The sequence below is a fragment of the Bradyrhizobium neotropicale genome, from assembly GCF_001641695.1.
Taxonomy (GTDB): domain Bacteria; phylum Pseudomonadota; class Alphaproteobacteria; order Rhizobiales; family Xanthobacteraceae; genus Bradyrhizobium; species Bradyrhizobium neotropicale.
In genome coordinates, this window is sequence record NZ_LSEF01000027.1 from 3,792 (window position 1) to 19,616 (window position 15,825).

General features: G+C 59.8%; 18 protein-coding genes and 1 pseudogene. 13 read left to right on the top strand and 6 right to left on the bottom strand.

The features are described from left to right. Positions 1 to 122 precede the first annotated feature (122 nt). Positions 123 to 329: pseudogene (locus AXW67_RS40255) on the bottom strand (transposase); the annotation flags it as partial. Positions 330 to 937: 608 nt separating this feature from the next. Here AXW67_RS40255 and AXW67_RS05760 point away from each other — a divergent pair. Together AXW67_RS05760 and AXW67_RS05765 are read left to right on the top strand one after the other, a co-directional pair. Then, positions 938 to 1,225 (top strand): type II toxin-antitoxin system ParD family antitoxin, encoded by a 288-nt coding sequence (locus AXW67_RS05760; protein ID WP_027554688.1) that lies wholly within the window; start codon positions 938 to 940, stop codon positions 1,223 to 1,225. Positions 1,226 to 1,232: 7 nt separating this feature from the next. After that, positions 1,233 to 1,589, top strand: coding sequence for a type II toxin-antitoxin system RelE/ParE family toxin (locus tag AXW67_RS05765; RefSeq protein ID WP_063677095.1), 357 nt, complete (start codon positions 1,233 to 1,235; stop codon positions 1,587 to 1,589). A gap of 289 nt (positions 1,590 to 1,878) precedes the next feature. Here AXW67_RS05765 and AXW67_RS05770 read toward each other — a convergent pair whose 3' ends face one another. After that, positions 1,879 to 2,781, bottom strand: a complete 903-nt coding sequence (locus tag AXW67_RS05770) for a LysR family transcriptional regulator (protein WP_063677096.1) — start codon at positions 2,779 to 2,781, stop codon at positions 1,879 to 1,881. A gap of 97 nt (positions 2,782 to 2,878) precedes the next feature. On the opposite strand from AXW67_RS05770, the gene phnG reads away from it, so the two are divergent. The 9 genes from phnG (at position 2,879) to AXW67_RS05815 (ending at position 10,882) form a co-directional block, all read left to right on the top strand. Next, positions 2,879 to 3,349 carry a phosphonate C-P lyase system protein PhnG gene (phnG, locus tag AXW67_RS05775; protein ID WP_430641425.1) on the top strand — a complete coding sequence of 157 codons (471 nt, stop codon included), beginning with the start codon at positions 2,879 to 2,881 and terminating at the stop codon, positions 3,347 to 3,349. Further along, entirely contained in the window at positions 3,346 to 3,954 is a 609-nt protein-coding gene (phnH, locus tag AXW67_RS05780; RefSeq protein ID WP_063677097.1) for a phosphonate C-P lyase system protein PhnH, read from the top strand. The genes phnG and phnH overlap by 4 nt, the downstream gene beginning before the upstream one ends. A gap of 4 nt (positions 3,955 to 3,958) precedes the next feature. Continuing rightward, positions 3,959 to 5,056 (top strand): carbon-phosphorus lyase complex subunit, encoded by a 1,098-nt coding sequence (locus AXW67_RS05785; protein ID WP_063677098.1) that lies wholly within the window; start codon positions 3,959 to 3,961, stop codon positions 5,054 to 5,056. Further along, the gene (locus AXW67_RS05790) at positions 5,053 to 5,940 is read left to right on the top strand and encodes an alpha-D-ribose 1-methylphosphonate 5-phosphate C-P-lyase PhnJ (protein WP_063677099.1); all 888 of its coding nucleotides are present in this window, start codon (positions 5,053 to 5,055) and stop codon (positions 5,938 to 5,940) included. Before AXW67_RS05785 ends, AXW67_RS05790 begins: the two co-directional genes overlap by 4 nt. Further along, positions 5,933 to 6,730, top strand: a complete 798-nt coding sequence (gene phnK, locus AXW67_RS05795) for a phosphonate C-P lyase system protein PhnK (RefSeq protein ID WP_063677100.1) — start codon at positions 5,933 to 5,935, stop codon at positions 6,728 to 6,730. Before AXW67_RS05790 ends, phnK begins: the two co-directional genes overlap by 8 nt. 8 nt (positions 6,731 to 6,738) lie before the next feature. After that, complete coding sequence (gene phnL / locus AXW67_RS05800) at positions 6,739 to 7,437, top strand: phosphonate C-P lyase system protein PhnL (protein ID WP_063677101.1); 699 nt, start codon at positions 6,739 to 6,741, stop codon at positions 7,435 to 7,437. Positions 7,438 to 7,449: 12 nt separating this feature from the next. Then, entirely contained in the window at positions 7,450 to 8,607 is a 1,158-nt protein-coding gene (locus tag AXW67_RS05805) for an alpha-D-ribose 1-methylphosphonate 5-triphosphate diphosphatase (protein ID WP_063677102.1), read from the top strand. A gap of 270 nt (positions 8,608 to 8,877) precedes the next feature. Further along, the gene (phnC, locus tag AXW67_RS05810; protein ID WP_063677103.1) at positions 8,878 to 9,660 is read left to right on the top strand and encodes a phosphonate ABC transporter ATP-binding protein; all 783 of its coding nucleotides are present in this window, start codon (positions 8,878 to 8,880) and stop codon (positions 9,658 to 9,660) included. Positions 9,661 to 10,258: 598 nt separating this feature from the next. Further along, on the top strand, positions 10,259 to 10,882 hold the full coding sequence (locus tag AXW67_RS05815; RefSeq protein WP_136623636.1) for a GNAT family N-acetyltransferase: 624 nt from the start codon (positions 10,259 to 10,261) through the stop codon (positions 10,880 to 10,882). 27 nt (positions 10,883 to 10,909) lie between these two features. On the opposite strand, the gene AXW67_RS40260 is transcribed toward AXW67_RS05815, so the two are convergent. Next, on the bottom strand, positions 10,910 to 11,092 hold the full coding sequence (locus AXW67_RS40260; RefSeq protein ID WP_201723640.1) for a hypothetical protein: 183 nt from the start codon (positions 11,090 to 11,092) through the stop codon (positions 10,910 to 10,912). A 68-nt stretch (positions 11,093 to 11,160) separates the two neighbouring features. Continuing rightward, positions 11,161 to 11,517, bottom strand: coding sequence for an integration host factor subunit beta (locus tag AXW67_RS05820; protein WP_063677104.1), 357 nt, complete (start codon positions 11,515 to 11,517; stop codon positions 11,161 to 11,163). Between the two features lie 440 nt (positions 11,518 to 11,957). Between AXW67_RS05820 and AXW67_RS05825 the strand changes: the two genes are divergently transcribed. Beyond that, positions 11,958 to 12,392 (top strand): VirK family protein, encoded by a 435-nt coding sequence (locus AXW67_RS05825; RefSeq protein WP_063677105.1) that lies wholly within the window; start codon positions 11,958 to 11,960, stop codon positions 12,390 to 12,392. A gap of 37 nt (positions 12,393 to 12,429) precedes the next feature. Here the strand turns inward: AXW67_RS05825 and aepY are convergent, their stop codons facing one another. Beyond that, positions 12,430 to 13,644 (bottom strand): phosphonopyruvate decarboxylase, encoded by a 1,215-nt coding sequence (gene aepY, locus AXW67_RS05830; protein ID WP_082907796.1) that lies wholly within the window; start codon positions 13,642 to 13,644, stop codon positions 12,430 to 12,432. Between the two features lie 719 nt (positions 13,645 to 14,363). Then, positions 14,364 to 14,645: a LexA family protein gene (locus tag AXW67_RS05835; RefSeq protein ID WP_063675745.1), complete on the bottom strand. Its 282-nt coding sequence runs from the start codon at positions 14,643 to 14,645 to the stop codon at positions 14,364 to 14,366. Between the two features lie 38 nt (positions 14,646 to 14,683). On the opposite strand from AXW67_RS05835, the gene AXW67_RS05840 reads away from it, so the two are divergent. Further along, the gene (locus tag AXW67_RS05840) at positions 14,684 to 15,814 is read left to right on the top strand and encodes an IS630 family transposase (protein ID WP_063675747.1); all 1,131 of its coding nucleotides are present in this window, start codon (positions 14,684 to 14,686) and stop codon (positions 15,812 to 15,814) included. Positions 15,815 to 15,825 lie beyond the last annotated feature (11 nt).

Sequence of the window (15,825 nt, forward strand, 5' to 3'; positions counted from 1 at the left end):
CCGGTTCGATGAGCGGGATGTGGAAACGGAGCCAAGGGTGAACCACTAAGGCACCGCCAGACGAAAGAGGCGGCAAACAGATATGTTCAGCCTACCGCCACCGCGCCACATCTCGACTCTACCCAGCGATTAAAGCGATTGTAGATCGTTGTGTAAGGACCATAGTCGGGTGGACAATCGCGCCAGCGTGCCCCGCACTGAAGCATGTGAATGATACCGCTGATAATGCGTCGATCGTCATCGCGCGCCGGGCCAGTCTGGTTCGTTGGCAGATGCGGCTCAATCTGAGCCCACTGCTTGTCGTTCAGCCAGAACAGCCCCTTGCGCATCGAAGTCCCCCGTACCGAATCAATTCGGTGCGAGGGAATCAGAGACCGCTATTTAGGTACAGACCCTAGCTTAGCCCCACTATCTGAGCTTGAGCGCTCCAGGCTCCATGGTTGGCTGATTCGCGCTAAACTGTCTGTCCTCATTTGTGCTAGCGTCGAAGGTCGGTCCCGACCGACCTGTTCACCCGGGCGACGAAAGTGCAACGAATTGGACGAAAGGACAGGACCCGGGGCTACCCACTGTGGCGCATCGAGCCTGGGATATCTGGTATTCGACCAATCGCAAGCGTTGAACTTGTTTTTGGGCGACGATCGCGCCCCAACTTCATCAGATGCCGCGCTCATCTGCCTCAAAAGGAGCACTTTGGACGCTCTTGTTTGGCATCAGCGATTGGCGTTGTGTAAAGCCTGACTGCGACAATTGGAGGGAAGAACTGGCCTCATCTGCCATCGAGAACCATGGCGCGCCACGGCCGATGAAGATGGGCACTATTGTTTCGACGCGCGGCGGTTGAAGGGTATGCGCCAATATTCGGGTTGAGCTGATCAAGCCCGTATGGCATAATATGCCATACGGGCCCGCTTTTCGATCACCTGAGAGGATGCCGATGCCCACCCGAAATGTCGTGCTGACGGAGCGCCAGGAAGAGCTCCTTGAGACCCTCGTCAAGTCCGGGCGTTATCAGAACGCCAGTGAAGTGCTGCGCGATGGATTGCGGCTCGTGGAGCAACGCGAGGCGGAGGACGCGGGCAAGCTGAAAGCCCTGCGGGCAGCGGCTCGCGCCGGTGTCGGCGCGTTGGATCGAGGAGACTTCAAAGAATTTGGGAATATCGAGGAGTTGCAAACCTTTTTGAATGACCTCTCGGAGAAGGTCATCTCCCGAACCGCCGAATAGAGCCCTCATGGCCGACCAGAGATGGCGCGTTCGTCTCGGCGCTGCCGCGGAGGTCGACTTTGCCAACATCCTCAAATGGACCACTGAGAATTTTGGCGCGCGACAATCTCGAGTCTATCGGGACACCCTTATTCAGGCGATTGGCGAACTTGCTGATGGTCCCAATGTAGCTGGCTCCAAGGCTCGCGACGAGATCATGCCAGGCCTTCGCACGCTCCACGTTGCGCGGCGTAGCCGTCGGGGGAGCCATTTCCTGATGTACCGGGTCGTGCCGAACAGCACGATCGAAATCGTGCGCATCCTCCACGACAGAATGGACCTTCGCCGGCACGTCTCATCTGCCCCCGACGAGAGCACCGAATAGAGCTGGCGCATCGCAGGAACGCCGGCGCGCCTCTGGATGCGCCAGCGTGCTCTGGCGTAGAATTGTAAGTGGCGCGCCCGACACGATTCGACCGTGTGGCGCTCTATCAGCTGAGCTACGGGTGCATCTATCTTAGCCTAAGCCGATCGACCTTCGAAGGTCAACGGATTCGGTATCTCAATCGACCCTCTCATCCCAAACGTCCAGTTCGTCCTACTAATGCAGGCTGCGCTACGCGTTGTGATGGCTATCAACAAGCCTCGCAATTAACAACGAGCGCTTGGCCCTTTCAGCGACTTTCGACCACGGTGGAGGATTTCTGGGCTAGGATCTCGCGGAGCCACGAAAGAAACACCGCTGTCGCAGGGGATGCCTCTCGCCCAGGATTTGGAATAGCGAGAAACCCGTTCGCGATGCGAAGCGTGCGCGGATGGGCGATGAGTTTGCCACTCGCAAGCTCTTCAGAAACCAGCCGGTGTTCCACAAGCGCTACACCCAACCCAGCCGCTGCCGCGCTGATGCAGAGGTGAGTATGTGGGAAGCTCAACTCCGACTCCGAAGCGACTTTGAGACCGACAGCAGATTGCCAGCGATCCCACATGTCGGGCGTCGCGTCGTGCGAAATGCGCGTCGAGATTTTGCGCCGCGCAACATGAGCTTTGAGCGGATAGCTGGGTGCAGAGACAAGGCCAAATACGACGTCGGCCAGAGGAAGAGCCCCCACTGTCTCGCCTGGGAATGAAAGCCGATCCCAACTCAGCCTGACGTCCACGCCATCATGTTGCACGCTCCTGCTGTGAGCATGCATCGTGAGCTGTATCCGCCAATTGGGATGTTGCCTGTAAAACTCCGAAAGGCGCGGGACGAGCCACCTCATGGCGAACGTTGCACTACAGGCTACATGAACGTTGGGTTCGCCGGCGAGGTTTCGCACGTTCTTATAGCCGCGCTCCAGGCGGTCGAGGACGTCCGTAACAGTGGTCAGAAGCGCCTCACCGTATCGATTGGGCCTAATGCCCGTCCCGACTTTTTCGAATAGGCGGAAGCCAAGATGCTCCTGCAGGAGTTGCAGCTGTTTGCTGATAGCTCCGTGCGTCCGACCGAGTTCCTCCGCTGCCCGGGTCATGGACCCGAGCCGGGCTGTCGCCTCGAAAGCTCGCAGGTACGATAGAGGCGGCAGGTCGCGTGACATGTGGATCTGATAGTTTTTCTCACGAATGACGTCAAGATTACTCGTTTTGCCGAAACGTCCGTGGAAGCTATGACGGTCCCAGATCGCAGCGAAGGCGGTGGTGACGGTGACTCAAAGCGATATTCAAAACATCAAGCGCAAGGCACTGATGACAGTGCTGGCGCACTCAGTTCTCAGTGAGATCGCTGAGCACTTGCGCGCGATTTCCTTGCCGGCCTACGAAAATCTGCGCGAGCCGGAAAACGGGCTTGTCATGTTGCGCGGTCGTATCGGCGGCGATGGGGCACCGTTCAATCTGGGCGAGGCGACAGTATCGCGCGCCGCCGTGCGGCTTGCGAGTGGCGAAATCGGCTTCGGCTATGCGCTCGGTCGCAACCTGGAGAAGGCAAAGCTGATCGCGCTGTGCGATGCGCTGCTGCAGTCGCAGGAGTTTGCTGCCACGCTTGAGGAAAAGGTCGCCGCACCGCTCCGCTTGAGGCTCCTTGGGCGCCGTCAGCGGCGGGCCGGCCAGGCGGCGGCCACAAAGGTTGATTTTTACACCATGGTACGCGGAGAGGCGACGTCATGAGCACAATCGCGGAAATGCCGTCAGGTCCTGGCGACAAAGTTCTGTCGGCGCAATCGACATTTCGCTCTGTGATGAATGCGATGGCGCGTCCAGCCTCGGTGCAGCGGATCGCGGCGCTGGCCGACGCACCCGCTCCGATGACGCCCGCCATGGCGGCCATTGCGCTTACGCTGTTCGATCACGACACGCCGCTCTGGCTCGATGCGCAGATAGCTGAAAGTCCCGATGTCCCGAGGTGGCTAAAGTTCCACACTGGCGCGCCCGTGGTCCATGATTGCGGCATGGCTGCTTTTGCGCTGATTGCGGATGGCGGGCGTCTGCCGGCACTGGAGAATTTTGCCTTCGGCAGCGTCGACTATCCGGATCGATCGACGACGGTGATCGTGCAGGCCGAGAGCCTCAATGCCGGGTGCGCCTACGAGCTCCGTGGTCCAGGCATCAAAGGCACAGCGACCCTCCAGGCGACGATCAAGCCGGCCGATCTGTTCGAGCAGTTGCGCATCAACGAGGTGCTCTTTCCCCGTGGCATCGACACGATCCTAGTGGCCGATGATGCCGTGGTTGCGATCCCGCGCACCACGCGGCTTATCACAAAAGGAAGCTAGACGAATGTATGTTGCAGCGAAAGGCGGCGAGCGCGCCATTGAGAACGCCCACCGCCTGCTGGCACATGAGCGGCGTGGCGACAAGAACGTTGCTGAGTTGAGGCTCGATCAGATTTCGGAGCAGCTTAGCCTCGCTGTTGATCGCGTCATGAGCGAGGGATCGCTCTTCGACCGCGAGCTTGCGGCGCTCGCGATCAAGCAGGCGCGCGGTGATTTGATCGAGGCGATCTTTCTGGTGCGCGCCTTCCGTACGACGCTGCCGCGCTTCGGTTCGGCGGAGCCAATCAATACCGGCGACATGCGTGTCCAGCGGCGCATTTCGGCGACCTTTAAGGATGTTCCGGGTGGCCAAATCCTTGGTCCGACGTTTGACTATACCCATCGATTGCTCGATCCCGCGCTCGAACAAGGCTTTATTCCTGAGGAGCCGGCCATTACTGAGGCGGCCGATCTGTCAACGCCGTGCATCACTGACATCCTCGGCAGTGACGGGCTGATCGAGCCTTCGCCGCAAGGAGCGGAGATCACGGGCGATCTCACGCGCGACCCGCTGCGTTTCCCGGCTGCGCACGACGTGCGCCTGCAGAATCTCGCACGGGGTGACGAGGGCTTTCTGCTGGCGATGGCCTATTCCAACGTGCGCGGCTATTTCCGGAGTCATCCCTTTGCCGGAGAGATCCGCTTCGGTGAGGTCGAGGTCGAATTCTTTGCGGAGGATGCCGGCCTCACTGTGCCACTGGGTTCGATCGAGCTCACCGAATGCCAAATGGTCAACAAGTTCAACGGCTCGGCCAAGGAAGCTCCGCGCTTCACCCGCGGCTATGGGCTTTCTTTCGGCCACAGTGAGCGCAAGACCATGTCGATGGCGCTGGTCGACCGCAGTTTGCGTGCCCGCGAACTCGGCGAGGACGTTGTCGCGCCTGCCCAGGACGAGGAGTTCATCATGTCACATTCGGACAACGTCCAGGCGGCCGGTTTCGTCGAACATTTGAAATTACCGCATTATGTCGACTTCCAGTCCGAGCTCGGTCTGGTGCGCAAGCTGCGACAGGAGTTCGCCGATGCGAACGAAGCCTTGTTGGTCGAGGAGGCCGCGGAATGAGCTCGCCCGCCTATAACTTCGCCTATCTCGACGAACAAACCAAACGGATGGTCCGCCGCGCACTGCTGAAGGCGATTGCGATCCCCGGCTACCAGGTGCCGTTCGCCAGCCGCGAGATGCCGATGCCATACGGCTGGGGCACCGGCGGCGTGCAAGTGACGGCCGCGATCATTGGACCTGCCGACGTGCTGAAGGTCATCGATCAGGGCTCCGACGACACCACCAATGCGGTCTCAATCCGAAAATTCTTCGTCAAGACCGCCGGTGTTGCCGCCACGACTGCAACGGAGGATGCAACCATCATCCAGACGCGTCATCGTATCCCGGAGAGGGCGCTTGGGGAGCACCAGGTGCTGGTCTACCAGGTGCCGATCCCGGAACCGCTTCGCTTCCTTGAGCCGCGCGAGACCGAGACGCGGCGTATGCACGCGCTCGCTGAATACGGGCTGATGCACGTCAAGCTCTACGAAGACATTGCCAAGTTCGGCCACATCGCCACCGCCTACGACTATCCCGTGAAGGTGAACGATCGCTACGTGATGGACCCGTCACCGACGCCAAAATTCGATAATCCCAAGATGGACAATTGCGCGGCGATACAATTGTTCGGCGCCGGGACGGAAAAGCGCATCTATGCGATCCCACCTTACACGAAAGTCGTGTCGCTCGACTTCGAGGATCATCCCTTCGTGCCTTATCGCTTCAACGCACCTTGTGAGCTCTGCGGTTCGGAAGACTCCTATCTCGATGAAATCGTCACCGACGATAAGGGCGGCCGCATGTTCGTGTGCTCCGACAGTGATTATTGCGAAGGCCGCCAAGCGGCTGGCCATACCGGCAGCCTGATCTCGGCCCCGTACAAGGAGAGGGCGGCACGTGGCTAATCAAAACCTACGCGAGAATGATGAGCCGCTGCTGATCGCCGACGATCTGAGCAAATCCTTCGGCAAGATCATCGCATGCCAGGATGTTTCCTTTAAACTCTATCCCGGCGAGATATTGGCTATTGTCGGCGAGTCCGGCTCCGGCAAGTCGACGCTGCTCCAGATTCTGTCGGGCCAGCAATCGTCAGGCCAGGGACGCGTGTCTTACCGGATGCGCGACGGCGTCACGCGCGATCTCTCGACACTTGGCGAAGCCGAACGCCGGTTTCTATTTCGCACGGATTGGGGCTATGTGCGTCAGGACCCGGCGCAGGGCCTGCGCATGGCGGTCTCGGCCGGCGCCAATGTCGGCGAGCGGCTGATGGCAGTGGGGTGGAACCACTATGGCCGCATCCGCGCCGCCGCGTCGAGTTGGCTTGAGCGCGTCGAAATTGACGTCGCGCGCATCGACGATACGCCGCGGACCTATTCCGGTGGCATGCGCCAGCGCCTTCAGATCGCGCGCAATCTGGTCACCCAGCCGAGGCTCGTGTTCATGGACGAGCCAACCGGTGGCCTTGACGTCTCGGTGCAGGCGCGTCTCCTTGATGTTCTGCGTAATCTCGTGAGAGAGCTGCATCTGGCAGTCGTCATCGTGACCCATGATCTAGCGGTCGCGCGGCTGTTGTCGGACCGTCTGTTGGTCATGAAAGGCGGGCAAGTGATCGAGACCGGCTTGACCGATCAAGTGCTGGACGATCCTGCGGAACACTACACCCAACTGCTTGTCTCCTCCATTCTCTCGCCATGAGCTTTCCAATGAGCGTTATGATCGACGTCACGAACGCGCAAAAGACGTTCACGATGCATTTGCAGAGCGGTATCGAGCTGCCGGTCGTGCGCGGCGTGAATTTCCAGGTCGATGCCGGCGAGTGCGTCGTGCTCTCCGGCCCTTCCGGCGCCGGAAAATCCTCGATCCTGAAGATGATCTTTGCCAATTACCGCTGCGGCGGTGGTCGCGTCGACATCCGGCATCAGGGCACATTGATCGACATCGCTACCGCTGAGCCGCGTCAGATCCTCAATGTCAGGCGCTCCACGATCGGCTATGTCAGCCAGTTCCTGCGCGCCGTACCGCGTGTTGCGACCATTGATGTCGTCGCAGAGCCGCTGATCGCGAATGGCGTGACGCGCGCTGAAGCCAATGATCGCGCAGGCAGGGCATTGCATCGGCTCAATATTGCCGAGCGCTTCTGGCAGCTTCCGCCTGCGACCTTCTCCGGCGGCGAGCAGCAGCGGGTCAACATCGCACGCGGCTTCATCTCGGATCTTCCGATCCTGCTGCTCGACGAACCGACTGCCTCGCTCGATGCCGCCAACCGAGCCGTCGTGGTGGGCCTGATCGCGGAGACGAAGCGCAAAGGAACAGCCATCGTTGCGATCGTTCACGACGACGAGGTCCGTCGACAGATTGCCGACCGTATCATCGATGTGACCGGCTTCACTGCCGCGGCCTGAAGGGCAAATAGGATGTGCAAGCGGCCGAGCGAGGCCTTGATTGCCAATGCCCGGATCGTGCTGGTAGACCAGGTTATTGAGCGAGGCTGGATCGCCATGGCTGGCGGCCACATCGCAGAGATCGGCGACGGTAGGGCGCCCGCAGGCGCGGAGGACGTCGGCGGCGACCTGGTCACGCCTGGGCTTATAGAGCTGCACACCGATCACCTCGAGGCGCACTTCGCGCCGCGTCCGAAGGTGCTCTGGGATCCGATGGCTGCCGTGATCTCCTACGATGGACAGCTTGCGATTTCTGGCATCACAACGGTGCTCGACGCGTTGCGCGCCTGGCGCGAGGACGATGTGGATGAAGTTGAGGGGCGCGCATCCATCCTGGCGGCGGCCATCTCATCCGCGCGTGATAGCAACCTTCTGCGCGCCGATCACTTCCTCCACCTCCGGTGCGAGCTTCCGATGCCGAGCCTCGTCGACGAGGCGACGGTGCTCGCTGGCCTCCCCGATGTGCGATTGATGTCGCTGATGGACCACACGCCGGGACAGCGCCAGTTCCGGGACGAAGGCAAGCTGCGCGATTACTACCGCCGCAAGGATGGCGGTAAGACAGACGCCGAGCTCGACCTGCTGTTCGAGAAGCGCTTGACCAACCAGAAGGCCCACGCCGCGACTAATATGCGCGAGATCGTCGCGCTGGCACGAGACCACCGGATTCCGCTCGCAAGCCACGACGACACGACCGAGCAAGATGTTGCCGATGCGGTCCGCGAGGGCGTTGTCCTGGCCGAATTCCCGACGACGCTGGAAGCTGCGCGTGGTCTGCACGCGGCCAACATCAATGTTTTAATGGGCGCCCCGAACGTGGTGCGCGGCGGTTCGCACTCCGGCAATATCGCCGCCGTCGATCTCGCGCGCGAGGGCCTGCTGGACATCCTGTCGTCGGACTACATCCCGTCCAGCCTGCTAATGGGAGCCCTGCGGCTGCCGCATCATGTCCCCTCCATTGATCTGCCTGCCGCGATCCGCACAGTGACAAAGACACCGGCGGAAGCGATCGGGCTCTCCGACCGCGGAGAGATCGCGGCAGGAAAACGTGCCGACCTTATCCGGGTTCATTCCGCGAGCAATGTTCCGATCGTGCGCAGTGTCTGGCGTGAAGGCCGGCGCGTCGCATGAGCGCGGCCAGAGCGCCGCAAACGGCGGTCGCCATTGATCTAGGGGCGACCGGTCTGTCCGAGTGGCCGGCGAGGACGTTTTACTATCGTCCGCGCAAACCGGCTTCCTCGGGGAGACGAGTATTGTCTTCGCTCACCGGCCAGTGACGCGAGGGGCTTCTGCCGCTGAAGCGAGAGTTTTGGTCTGCCCGGAGGAATTTCACAAGCCCGGGCGGCGCCTAGACACACCCACGTGTCTGCTAGTGCGAGGCGAAGTTACCGAGAGCGGGCTATGCTGAAATTAGAAGGCCTTACCACGACATTTGGCAAGACATGTGCTGTTCAGGATGTGAGCTTGTCTATTCCCGCCGGGCAGTTTGTCGGTGTTATCGGCCGTTCCGGCGCGGGTAAGTCCACTTTGCTTCGTACCATCAATCGCCTGGCTGAGCCGACTTCTGGCCGTGTCATCTGGCGCGATGCAGATATGACAGGGGTGTCGGGGAGCCAGTTGCGCGACTGGCGTCGGCGTTGCTCCATGGTTTTCCAGCAGTTCAACCTCGTCGGCCGGCTGGATGTGCTCAATAACGTGCTGATGGGCCGACTGACGCAGACGCCCTTTTGGCGCGCCGTCACCAAGACCTGGTCCAGCGAGGATCGCGCATTGGCGTTCGCTGCACTCGATCAATTCGATATATCCGGCCTGGCATCGCAGAGGGCCGACCAGCTGTCCGGCGGCCAGCAGCAGCGCGTGGCAATCTGCCGCGCCTTGATGCAGGACCCCGAAATCATCCTCGCTGATGAGCCAGTGGCTTCCCTGGACCCGCGCAATACGGGAATCGTCATGGACGCTTTGGCGCTGGTCAACCGACAATTTGGCCTCACTGTGTTGTGCAATCTGCATTCGCTCGACTTAGCGCGTGGATATTGCGATCGGCTGGTCGGCATGGCGAACGGACGGGTCGTGTTTGATGGCACTCCCGCGGCACTAACCGACGCTGCCGCGCGCGAACTTTACGGGATGGATGCTGATGAGGTCATCGGTCCCGATCGGGCCGCCAAGCAGCCAGTTGCTTGAGGCATCGAGGCAAACGATTTGATCGTGCAAGACAGTTCGAGGACGAGACAGCACACTCGAGAAGGATTGGCTAAATGGCTTTGCGGCACGACAACTTGCACGATTTCATCGTCAAGTGGAGCTCTTGCGCCGTTTTACGTCGTGCGCAAAATTCAATTCGTCCTCTCGAAAATTACAAAAGACTGATTATCCCGGCGCGGCCAAAAATAGCTTGTCTTGGACTCGCGCATCCGAAGATTGTCTGAGAGGATTTCCGCTGGCCGATCGAGAGCGGCCAGTCCCGCTCCTGCGACGTTCTCGCATGAGTAGAGCGCCCTCTGATGTGTCGCACCACGAGGATCCGTCGAAGAATGAGTGCTCCGTATTATGACGATGTTGTCGACACGTTATTTTTTGAGTTTCCGGCGGTGTTTTCAGCCTAATTGGAGCAACACAGCAACACGAGGATTTTATCACCTCGCAACCGTGTGAACCAAGACGTCATCCGACCTTCAACATTCCAGCATATTCGCTTTGGGTCGGATGCTGCGGCAGGCTCCGCCCCGATGCTGCCGCCGGACCAAGTGTTATGTCGCTTGAGTTTGGAGGAGGACCACTTATGGTGACCACGCGTGAAGTATCTGTCGATGATGCCCCAACGGTGACCCACATGGTCGCGGCCCTACTCGCCGAACTTGGGGCGGGCCAAGTACAATCCGGACCAGACACACAGCTGGTGGCCGAACTACTCGCCATGAAAGAGCGCGTCTATGGGTTTCTGGCCTTCACAGAGGAGCGGCCTGTCGGCGTCATCATGTTGTCGGAAACCGCAGCCCTTTTCGCGCGCGGAACCTTTGCCACCATCACCGAACTCTACGTGGTGCCGGACCAGCGATCATCTGGGGTCGCGATGCGTCTCATTGGGGCTGCTGTGGGCCTGGGGACGGAAAAGGGCTGGAGCCAACTCGAACTAGCGGCGCCGAGGCAGCCGATGTGGAGCCGCAACCCCGGCTTGGCATTATACTTCAAGGCTGGTTTTGCAGAGATTGGCCCACGCCTGAAGTTGCCGTTGCAATCCAACGCCAGCCCGCGTGCGCAAGGTAATCCAGTGGGGCGATCGCGGTTGGAATATCGGCAGCAACGCGCACCATCCCGCTCTAGCCTTCATCGTCATGGAGGACGAGACGGTAGGCTAGAGCAACCTACAACTTTCAGCCTCAAGTCGATCGACCAATCAAATTGACAATCGGCTCCTCAAGCACCAGACGAATCACAGCATAGGAACCGCCTGGGCTTTAAAGCCAAAACCGAGACGCTGGCGTTCATCTTTGAGGTGAATCGAACCGACGCCAATCTCACGAGCAAGGCCAGGTAATGAGACGCGCGGGGCGTCCCTGTGGCCATCGCGCCGATTCAAAAATCGCTCGACCTCGCGAGCGGCATCGACGCTCAACGTGTCCTGCGTCCGTGGCAGGTTAGGGGAGAGCGGTGACCGGTGTGCTGACTCAGGAGGAACATGGTTCAGCTGCGTTGGCCTTGATTGTAAGCAGTGTCTGTGGTTTGGCTTATCTCCACGGAAGCTCTGGTCTCCTGCCTCGCATCACGGTTCAGGCGCTTCCGCATTTCCTTGCTCGCTCTGAAAAGCGGAAAGTGCTTTTTGTCGACTTGTACGAACTGGCCCGTTCGCGGATTTCTACCAAGACGAGGCTGCCTCTGCTTGATGGAAAAGACTCCAAAACCACGAAGCTCAACCCGATCGCCACGCTCGAGCGCAGCTGTGACCTCAGCGAGAATTGCGCTCACGATGTTTTCGACATCTCGCTGATAGAGATGCGGATTTCTCCCGGCGATACGCCCCACGAGCTCAGATTTAATCATCGACAGCAGCGTCCATAGATTGCTTACGCGATCATTTCTCGAAATACCCCACGCATGTCAAGTGGTGCAACCGACGCGCACCACGCGTCCTAGTTCTCGCGCGAGCGCGACAGTGACGCCTGTTGCGCGACCTTGGTGCTACTTACTTTCGCTCGAATTGGCGCGTGGATATCGTGATCGGCATGTCAAACGGTCGCATCGTGATTGACGACAGGGTCACCGCGTTGAGTGATGCGCGCGGCGTGCGAAAATCCAAAATCTTACATACGCATTTGTGACGTTAGATTGGGCTTCGCAGCCACTTGCGCGCAGTTGCGACACGTGTTGTTCACGAATGTGACGTGCGTGATGTCTGCAATCGGGAAAAAGCTGCTTGCGAACAGGGCATCAGGCACGGTGGCGCTTGCGCGTCCGTTGGTTCATGTACAGGAGAAAAGCAAATGCGCTTCAGTGGCAGACGTCTGTCGATCGTGCTCTACTTGGTTTCGGCCGTGAGCACGATCGTCAGGGCGGATGAGCCCTCGCCGAAATTCGCCGAGGTGCTCGGCGCTCTGCAAGCTGGCAAGAATGTGAGGGTCCTACTGGATCTCAACCGCTGTGCCACCATTGATGGCAGCAAGCCCGGCCCTGCCGTGCAGGGCGGAGTGGCTATCGATGCCTTCAGGGTGACTGCTCAAAACGGTATCAGCTTCTCAGATGCGCACCAGACCGTGGACAGCTCCGGGCATGCGGTGACGGAATACATTCGCCACAACCTTAGCCGCGAAGGCAAGCTCACAGTGCGGGCCTCCAAGCTGACCGCCGGGGCGACTGAGCTCGTGAACCAGGGCGAATTCGTCTGCGAGCTGCCGGACGGCGCGAAGTTCGTCTGGTAATCGGAAAATGGACTGCGGCGGTTGCTGCGGCCATCCTCTATGCCGTTCTAGGGGAAAATGGCCGCCGCGCCCTCATCGAGGTTACATCGTCCGGTAATCTGCCGCGGCCAAGTTCCTGCCGTCCGCGTAGGAAGCTTGAGAAGCGTTCCGCTACCTCGTGAGGCGCCACTTTCTGCCGTCCGAGATTTTCGATGGAGCCGGGGAGAGTGCGCACATGAAGGCAGTTCGGACCAGGCCTCGACTGAAGAGCGTCAAGTGCTCGCGCAAAGTCTTCAATCCTCGCGATTGAGATGGTGTGGCGGTAGCCATTGGCCGCTGCAATCGAAGCCCAATCTACTTGGCTGGAAACAGTTCGCTGTCCTCCAGTGGAATCATGAACGCCATTGTCAAGGAGAATATGAAGGAAAATCTCGGGACCGCGCGCACCGATTGTAGCGAAGGTACCCATGCGCATCAGAGCCGCCCCGTCACCGTCAACGACGATGACAGGTTTTTGAGAATTCATGGCAACCCCTAATCCGACCGCGCTGGCGGATCCCATTGCGCCGACCATGTAGAGGTGCTGGTCTCGATCCTGCAGTGTGTAAAGTTCCCGCCCGGTTTTCCCTGTGGTGGCGATGATAGCTGTATCGTCAGCCACCGATCCCAATAAGTGCTCGAGGACTGATACCCGTGTTGGCCGTTCGCTGCTCTCGCACCAACGTTCAATAGCTCCGGCAGGCTTCGGAGCAAATTGTCTCTCCGACGCGCAGGTTTCTGCGAAATCGCCCTTTTTCGTAATCAGCGCGTAAGATAACCCGGATGCAATCGCCGGCGAAATGATCGCCCTAAAAGTTTCGGCCACATTCTCGTCACTGGGCAGAACGCTCATCGGAATCTCAAGAAGAGCGAGCATGGATGCCGTAATTCGTCCCATCAGTTCGTGCTGGGGCTCATCAGGCTCACCTGGCCGACCCCGCCAAGTGACAATCAAGAGCGTCGGGATCCGAAACGGAAAATTCAGAGAGGTTAGTGGATTAACCATATTCCCCAAGCCCGAATTCTGGGACATGACGACCGTCTTTTTTCCCGCGAGGTACGCACCTGCGGCTATGGCGACTGCCTCTCCCTCGCTTGTCGCAACGACATATGACAGGTCGCACCGGCTGCACGTCTCATTGACCAAGGGCGTTAGTAAAGAGCAGGGAACACCCGTGAAAAAGTCAAAGCCTGACAGCAGAGCGGCATCCACGAAATTTGCTGCGCTAAGCATGATGACCTCCAGCCGCGGACAGATCTGCGGCTTCGCAGACATAACTTACGTTCTGTCGCGCCGCCCCAATATGTGCGGGCAAGCCGCCGACGCTCTGGTCGATCGCGGCCATCGCCGCGTCGCAGAAGCGCATCGATCAGTGGCCCAAGTTCGGCGCGACGCCTGTCGCGGCCGTGTGCGTAGCCGGGCCCGACCGTGCCGTAGGCTCGCCCGCGCACCATCACCAATCCTGCCTGCCGCCTGCGCAGCCATTCGAAGGATAGGTCTCGTCGTCGCCCAAGCCTCGAGATCCTCGCCGCCGCACCAGGACAAAACGCCCAACCAAGCGTTAACGCGCCTGCGCGAACGTAGCGCTTTTTGGGCAAGTTGTTCCTTCAGTTGTCTCAGATGGCTGTAACTCCCGGTAGGCCCGAGCGCCCACCGAGTTTCTGTCGCGCCGGCGCATCTTTCACGGCTATCGGCCAGTTCGAACTGCGGCCGCGGGCGCATGTCGACAGCTGGAAAAACCACGTCCACTGGGAGATCAGTGACATGCTTCTGTCATGTGGATCAATTGTCAGCGTTGGTAGTTGACAGATCGCGGCCTATTCGCATCTCGCGATAGGTCGATGTTGAGCTTCACTACTCTGTCACATTAATACCTTTTTCGCGGTTCGGACGGTCTATCTGTCTGTGGTTCGCCGGCCTGCAAGCTATCAGTCCCAACGACTAGTGGTTCATCACAGTGATTTTGACGTTTTGATACCGAGCCATCCGAGGATAGGCAACTTTTCGGGTGGCAAGAGGATCTCGATGCTTCGAGCGACGCCGGGCTGGCGACGAATGAACCCGTTGCGTTCGAGGGTGAGGATCATCTGGTGGACTGACGGCGGGCTGACGCGGAAATGCCGCTGGATGTCGGCCTCGGCGGGCGGCTGTCCGAACATGTACGAGTAGGTATGGATGAAAGCGAGATAGTGTCCCTGCTTCTCGGTGAAGTGCGCGCCTGATTTTTGACTCATAGCTGGATTCGTCCCGGCCTCCGACAAGGAGGCGAAGCATGAATGTACGTTATCGGGTCGAATTGAGCCAAGCCGAGCGGGACGAACTGACGGCAATGCTCGGCGGCGGCACGCATTCCGCCCGCAAACTCAAACGGGCTCAGATTGTGCTGGCGGCCGATTCAGGCAGCTGCGACGCGGAGATTGCCCGAACCGTCCGGGTCAGCCTTTCCACCGTCGGCCGGACCAAACGCCGTTTCGTAGAAGGCAATCTGGAGCGGGCCTTGAGTGAGGAGCCGCGTCCGGGCGCGGAACGCAAGCTGACAGGCAAGGAAGAGGCCCTGCTGGTGGCGACGGCATGCGCCAAGCCGCCCGCCGGCCGCAAACGCTGGACGCTGACATTGCTGGCCGACGCGATGGTCAAGCTCACCGATCACGCCAGCCTGTCGGGCGAGACCGTGCGCCGCCGGCTGGCCGACAACGACCTCAAGCCGTGGCGCCGGGATATGTGGTGCATTCCTCATGTCGACGGCGAATACGTCGCCCGGATGGAGGATGTGCTCGATCTCTACGCCGAGGCGCCGGATCCCGAGCGGCCCCTGGTTTGCTTCGACGAGACCCCAGTCCAGCTGATCGGCGAGGTACGCCAGCCGATCCCTGCCCAACCGGGACAGCGCGAGCGCTACGATTACGAATATCGCCGCAACGGTACCGTCAATCTCTTCGTCACCTTCGATCCGCATCGCGGCTGGCGCAATGTCAAGGTTACAGACCACCGCGCCGCGGTCGACTACGCGCACTGCATGCGCGAACTCGTCGACGTCCACTATCCCAATGCCGCCTGCATCCGTGTGGTGCAGGACAATCTGTCGATTCATACGGCCGGCGCGCTATATCAGGCATTTGCGCCTGCCGAGGCCCGTCGCATCCTGCGCCGCCTCGAGTTCCACTACACCCCGAAACACGCCAGCTGGCTCAATATGGTCGAGTGCGAGATCAGCGTGCTGCAGCGCCAGTGTCTCGGCCGTCGCATCGACGATCCCAAAAGGCTTCGAAAAGAAATCGCAGCATGGCAACGGCAGCGAAACAAGGCGCGAGACCGCATCAAATGGATGTTCACAACCGACAAAGCCCGCGCCAAACTCGGTCGCGCCTATCCAGTTGCCGCCAAAGAGTCAAAACCACTGTGATGAACCACTAG

Excerpts from the sequence above, each read along its gene's own strand:
- phnH (WP_063677097.1), top strand. The coding sequence starts at position 3,346 with ATGAGCACAATCGCGGAAATGCCGTCAGGTCCTGGCGACAAAGTTCTG.
- aepY (WP_082907796.1), bottom strand. The coding sequence starts at position 13,644 with ATGCTTAGCGCAGCAAATTTCGTGGATGCCGCTCTGCTGTCAGGCTTT.
- AXW67_RS05785 (WP_063677098.1), top strand. The coding sequence starts at position 3,959 with ATGTATGTTGCAGCGAAAGGCGGCGAGCGCGCCATTGAGAACGCCCAC.
- AXW67_RS05815 (WP_136623636.1), top strand. The coding sequence starts at position 10,259 with ATGGTGACCACGCGTGAAGTATCTGTCGATGATGCCCCAACGGTGACC.
- AXW67_RS05770 (WP_063677096.1), bottom strand. The coding sequence starts at position 2,781 with ATGTCACGCGACCTGCCGCCTCTATCGTACCTGCGAGCTTTCGAGGCG.
- AXW67_RS05825 (WP_063677105.1), top strand. The coding sequence starts at position 11,958 with ATGCGCTTCAGTGGCAGACGTCTGTCGATCGTGCTCTACTTGGTTTCG.
- AXW67_RS05765 (WP_063677095.1), top strand. The coding sequence starts at position 1,233 with ATGGCCGACCAGAGATGGCGCGTTCGTCTCGGCGCTGCCGCGGAGGTC.
- AXW67_RS05760 (WP_027554688.1), top strand. The coding sequence starts at position 938 with ATGCCCACCCGAAATGTCGTGCTGACGGAGCGCCAGGAAGAGCTCCTT.
- phnC (WP_063677103.1), top strand. The coding sequence starts at position 8,878 with ATGCTGAAATTAGAAGGCCTTACCACGACATTTGGCAAGACATGTGCT.
- AXW67_RS05820 (WP_063677104.1), bottom strand. The coding sequence starts at position 11,517 with ATGATTAAATCTGAGCTCGTGGGGCGTATCGCCGGGAGAAATCCGCAT.
- AXW67_RS05790 (WP_063677099.1), top strand. The coding sequence starts at position 5,053 with ATGAGCTCGCCCGCCTATAACTTCGCCTATCTCGACGAACAAACCAAA.
- AXW67_RS05835 (WP_063675745.1), bottom strand. The coding sequence starts at position 14,645 with ATGAGTCAAAAATCAGGCGCGCACTTCACCGAGAAGCAGGGACACTAT.
- phnL (WP_063677101.1), top strand. The coding sequence starts at position 6,739 with ATGAGCGTTATGATCGACGTCACGAACGCGCAAAAGACGTTCACGATG.
- AXW67_RS05805 (WP_063677102.1), top strand. The coding sequence starts at position 7,450 with ATGTGCAAGCGGCCGAGCGAGGCCTTGATTGCCAATGCCCGGATCGTG.
- AXW67_RS05840 (WP_063675747.1), top strand. The coding sequence starts at position 14,684 with ATGAATGTACGTTATCGGGTCGAATTGAGCCAAGCCGAGCGGGACGAA.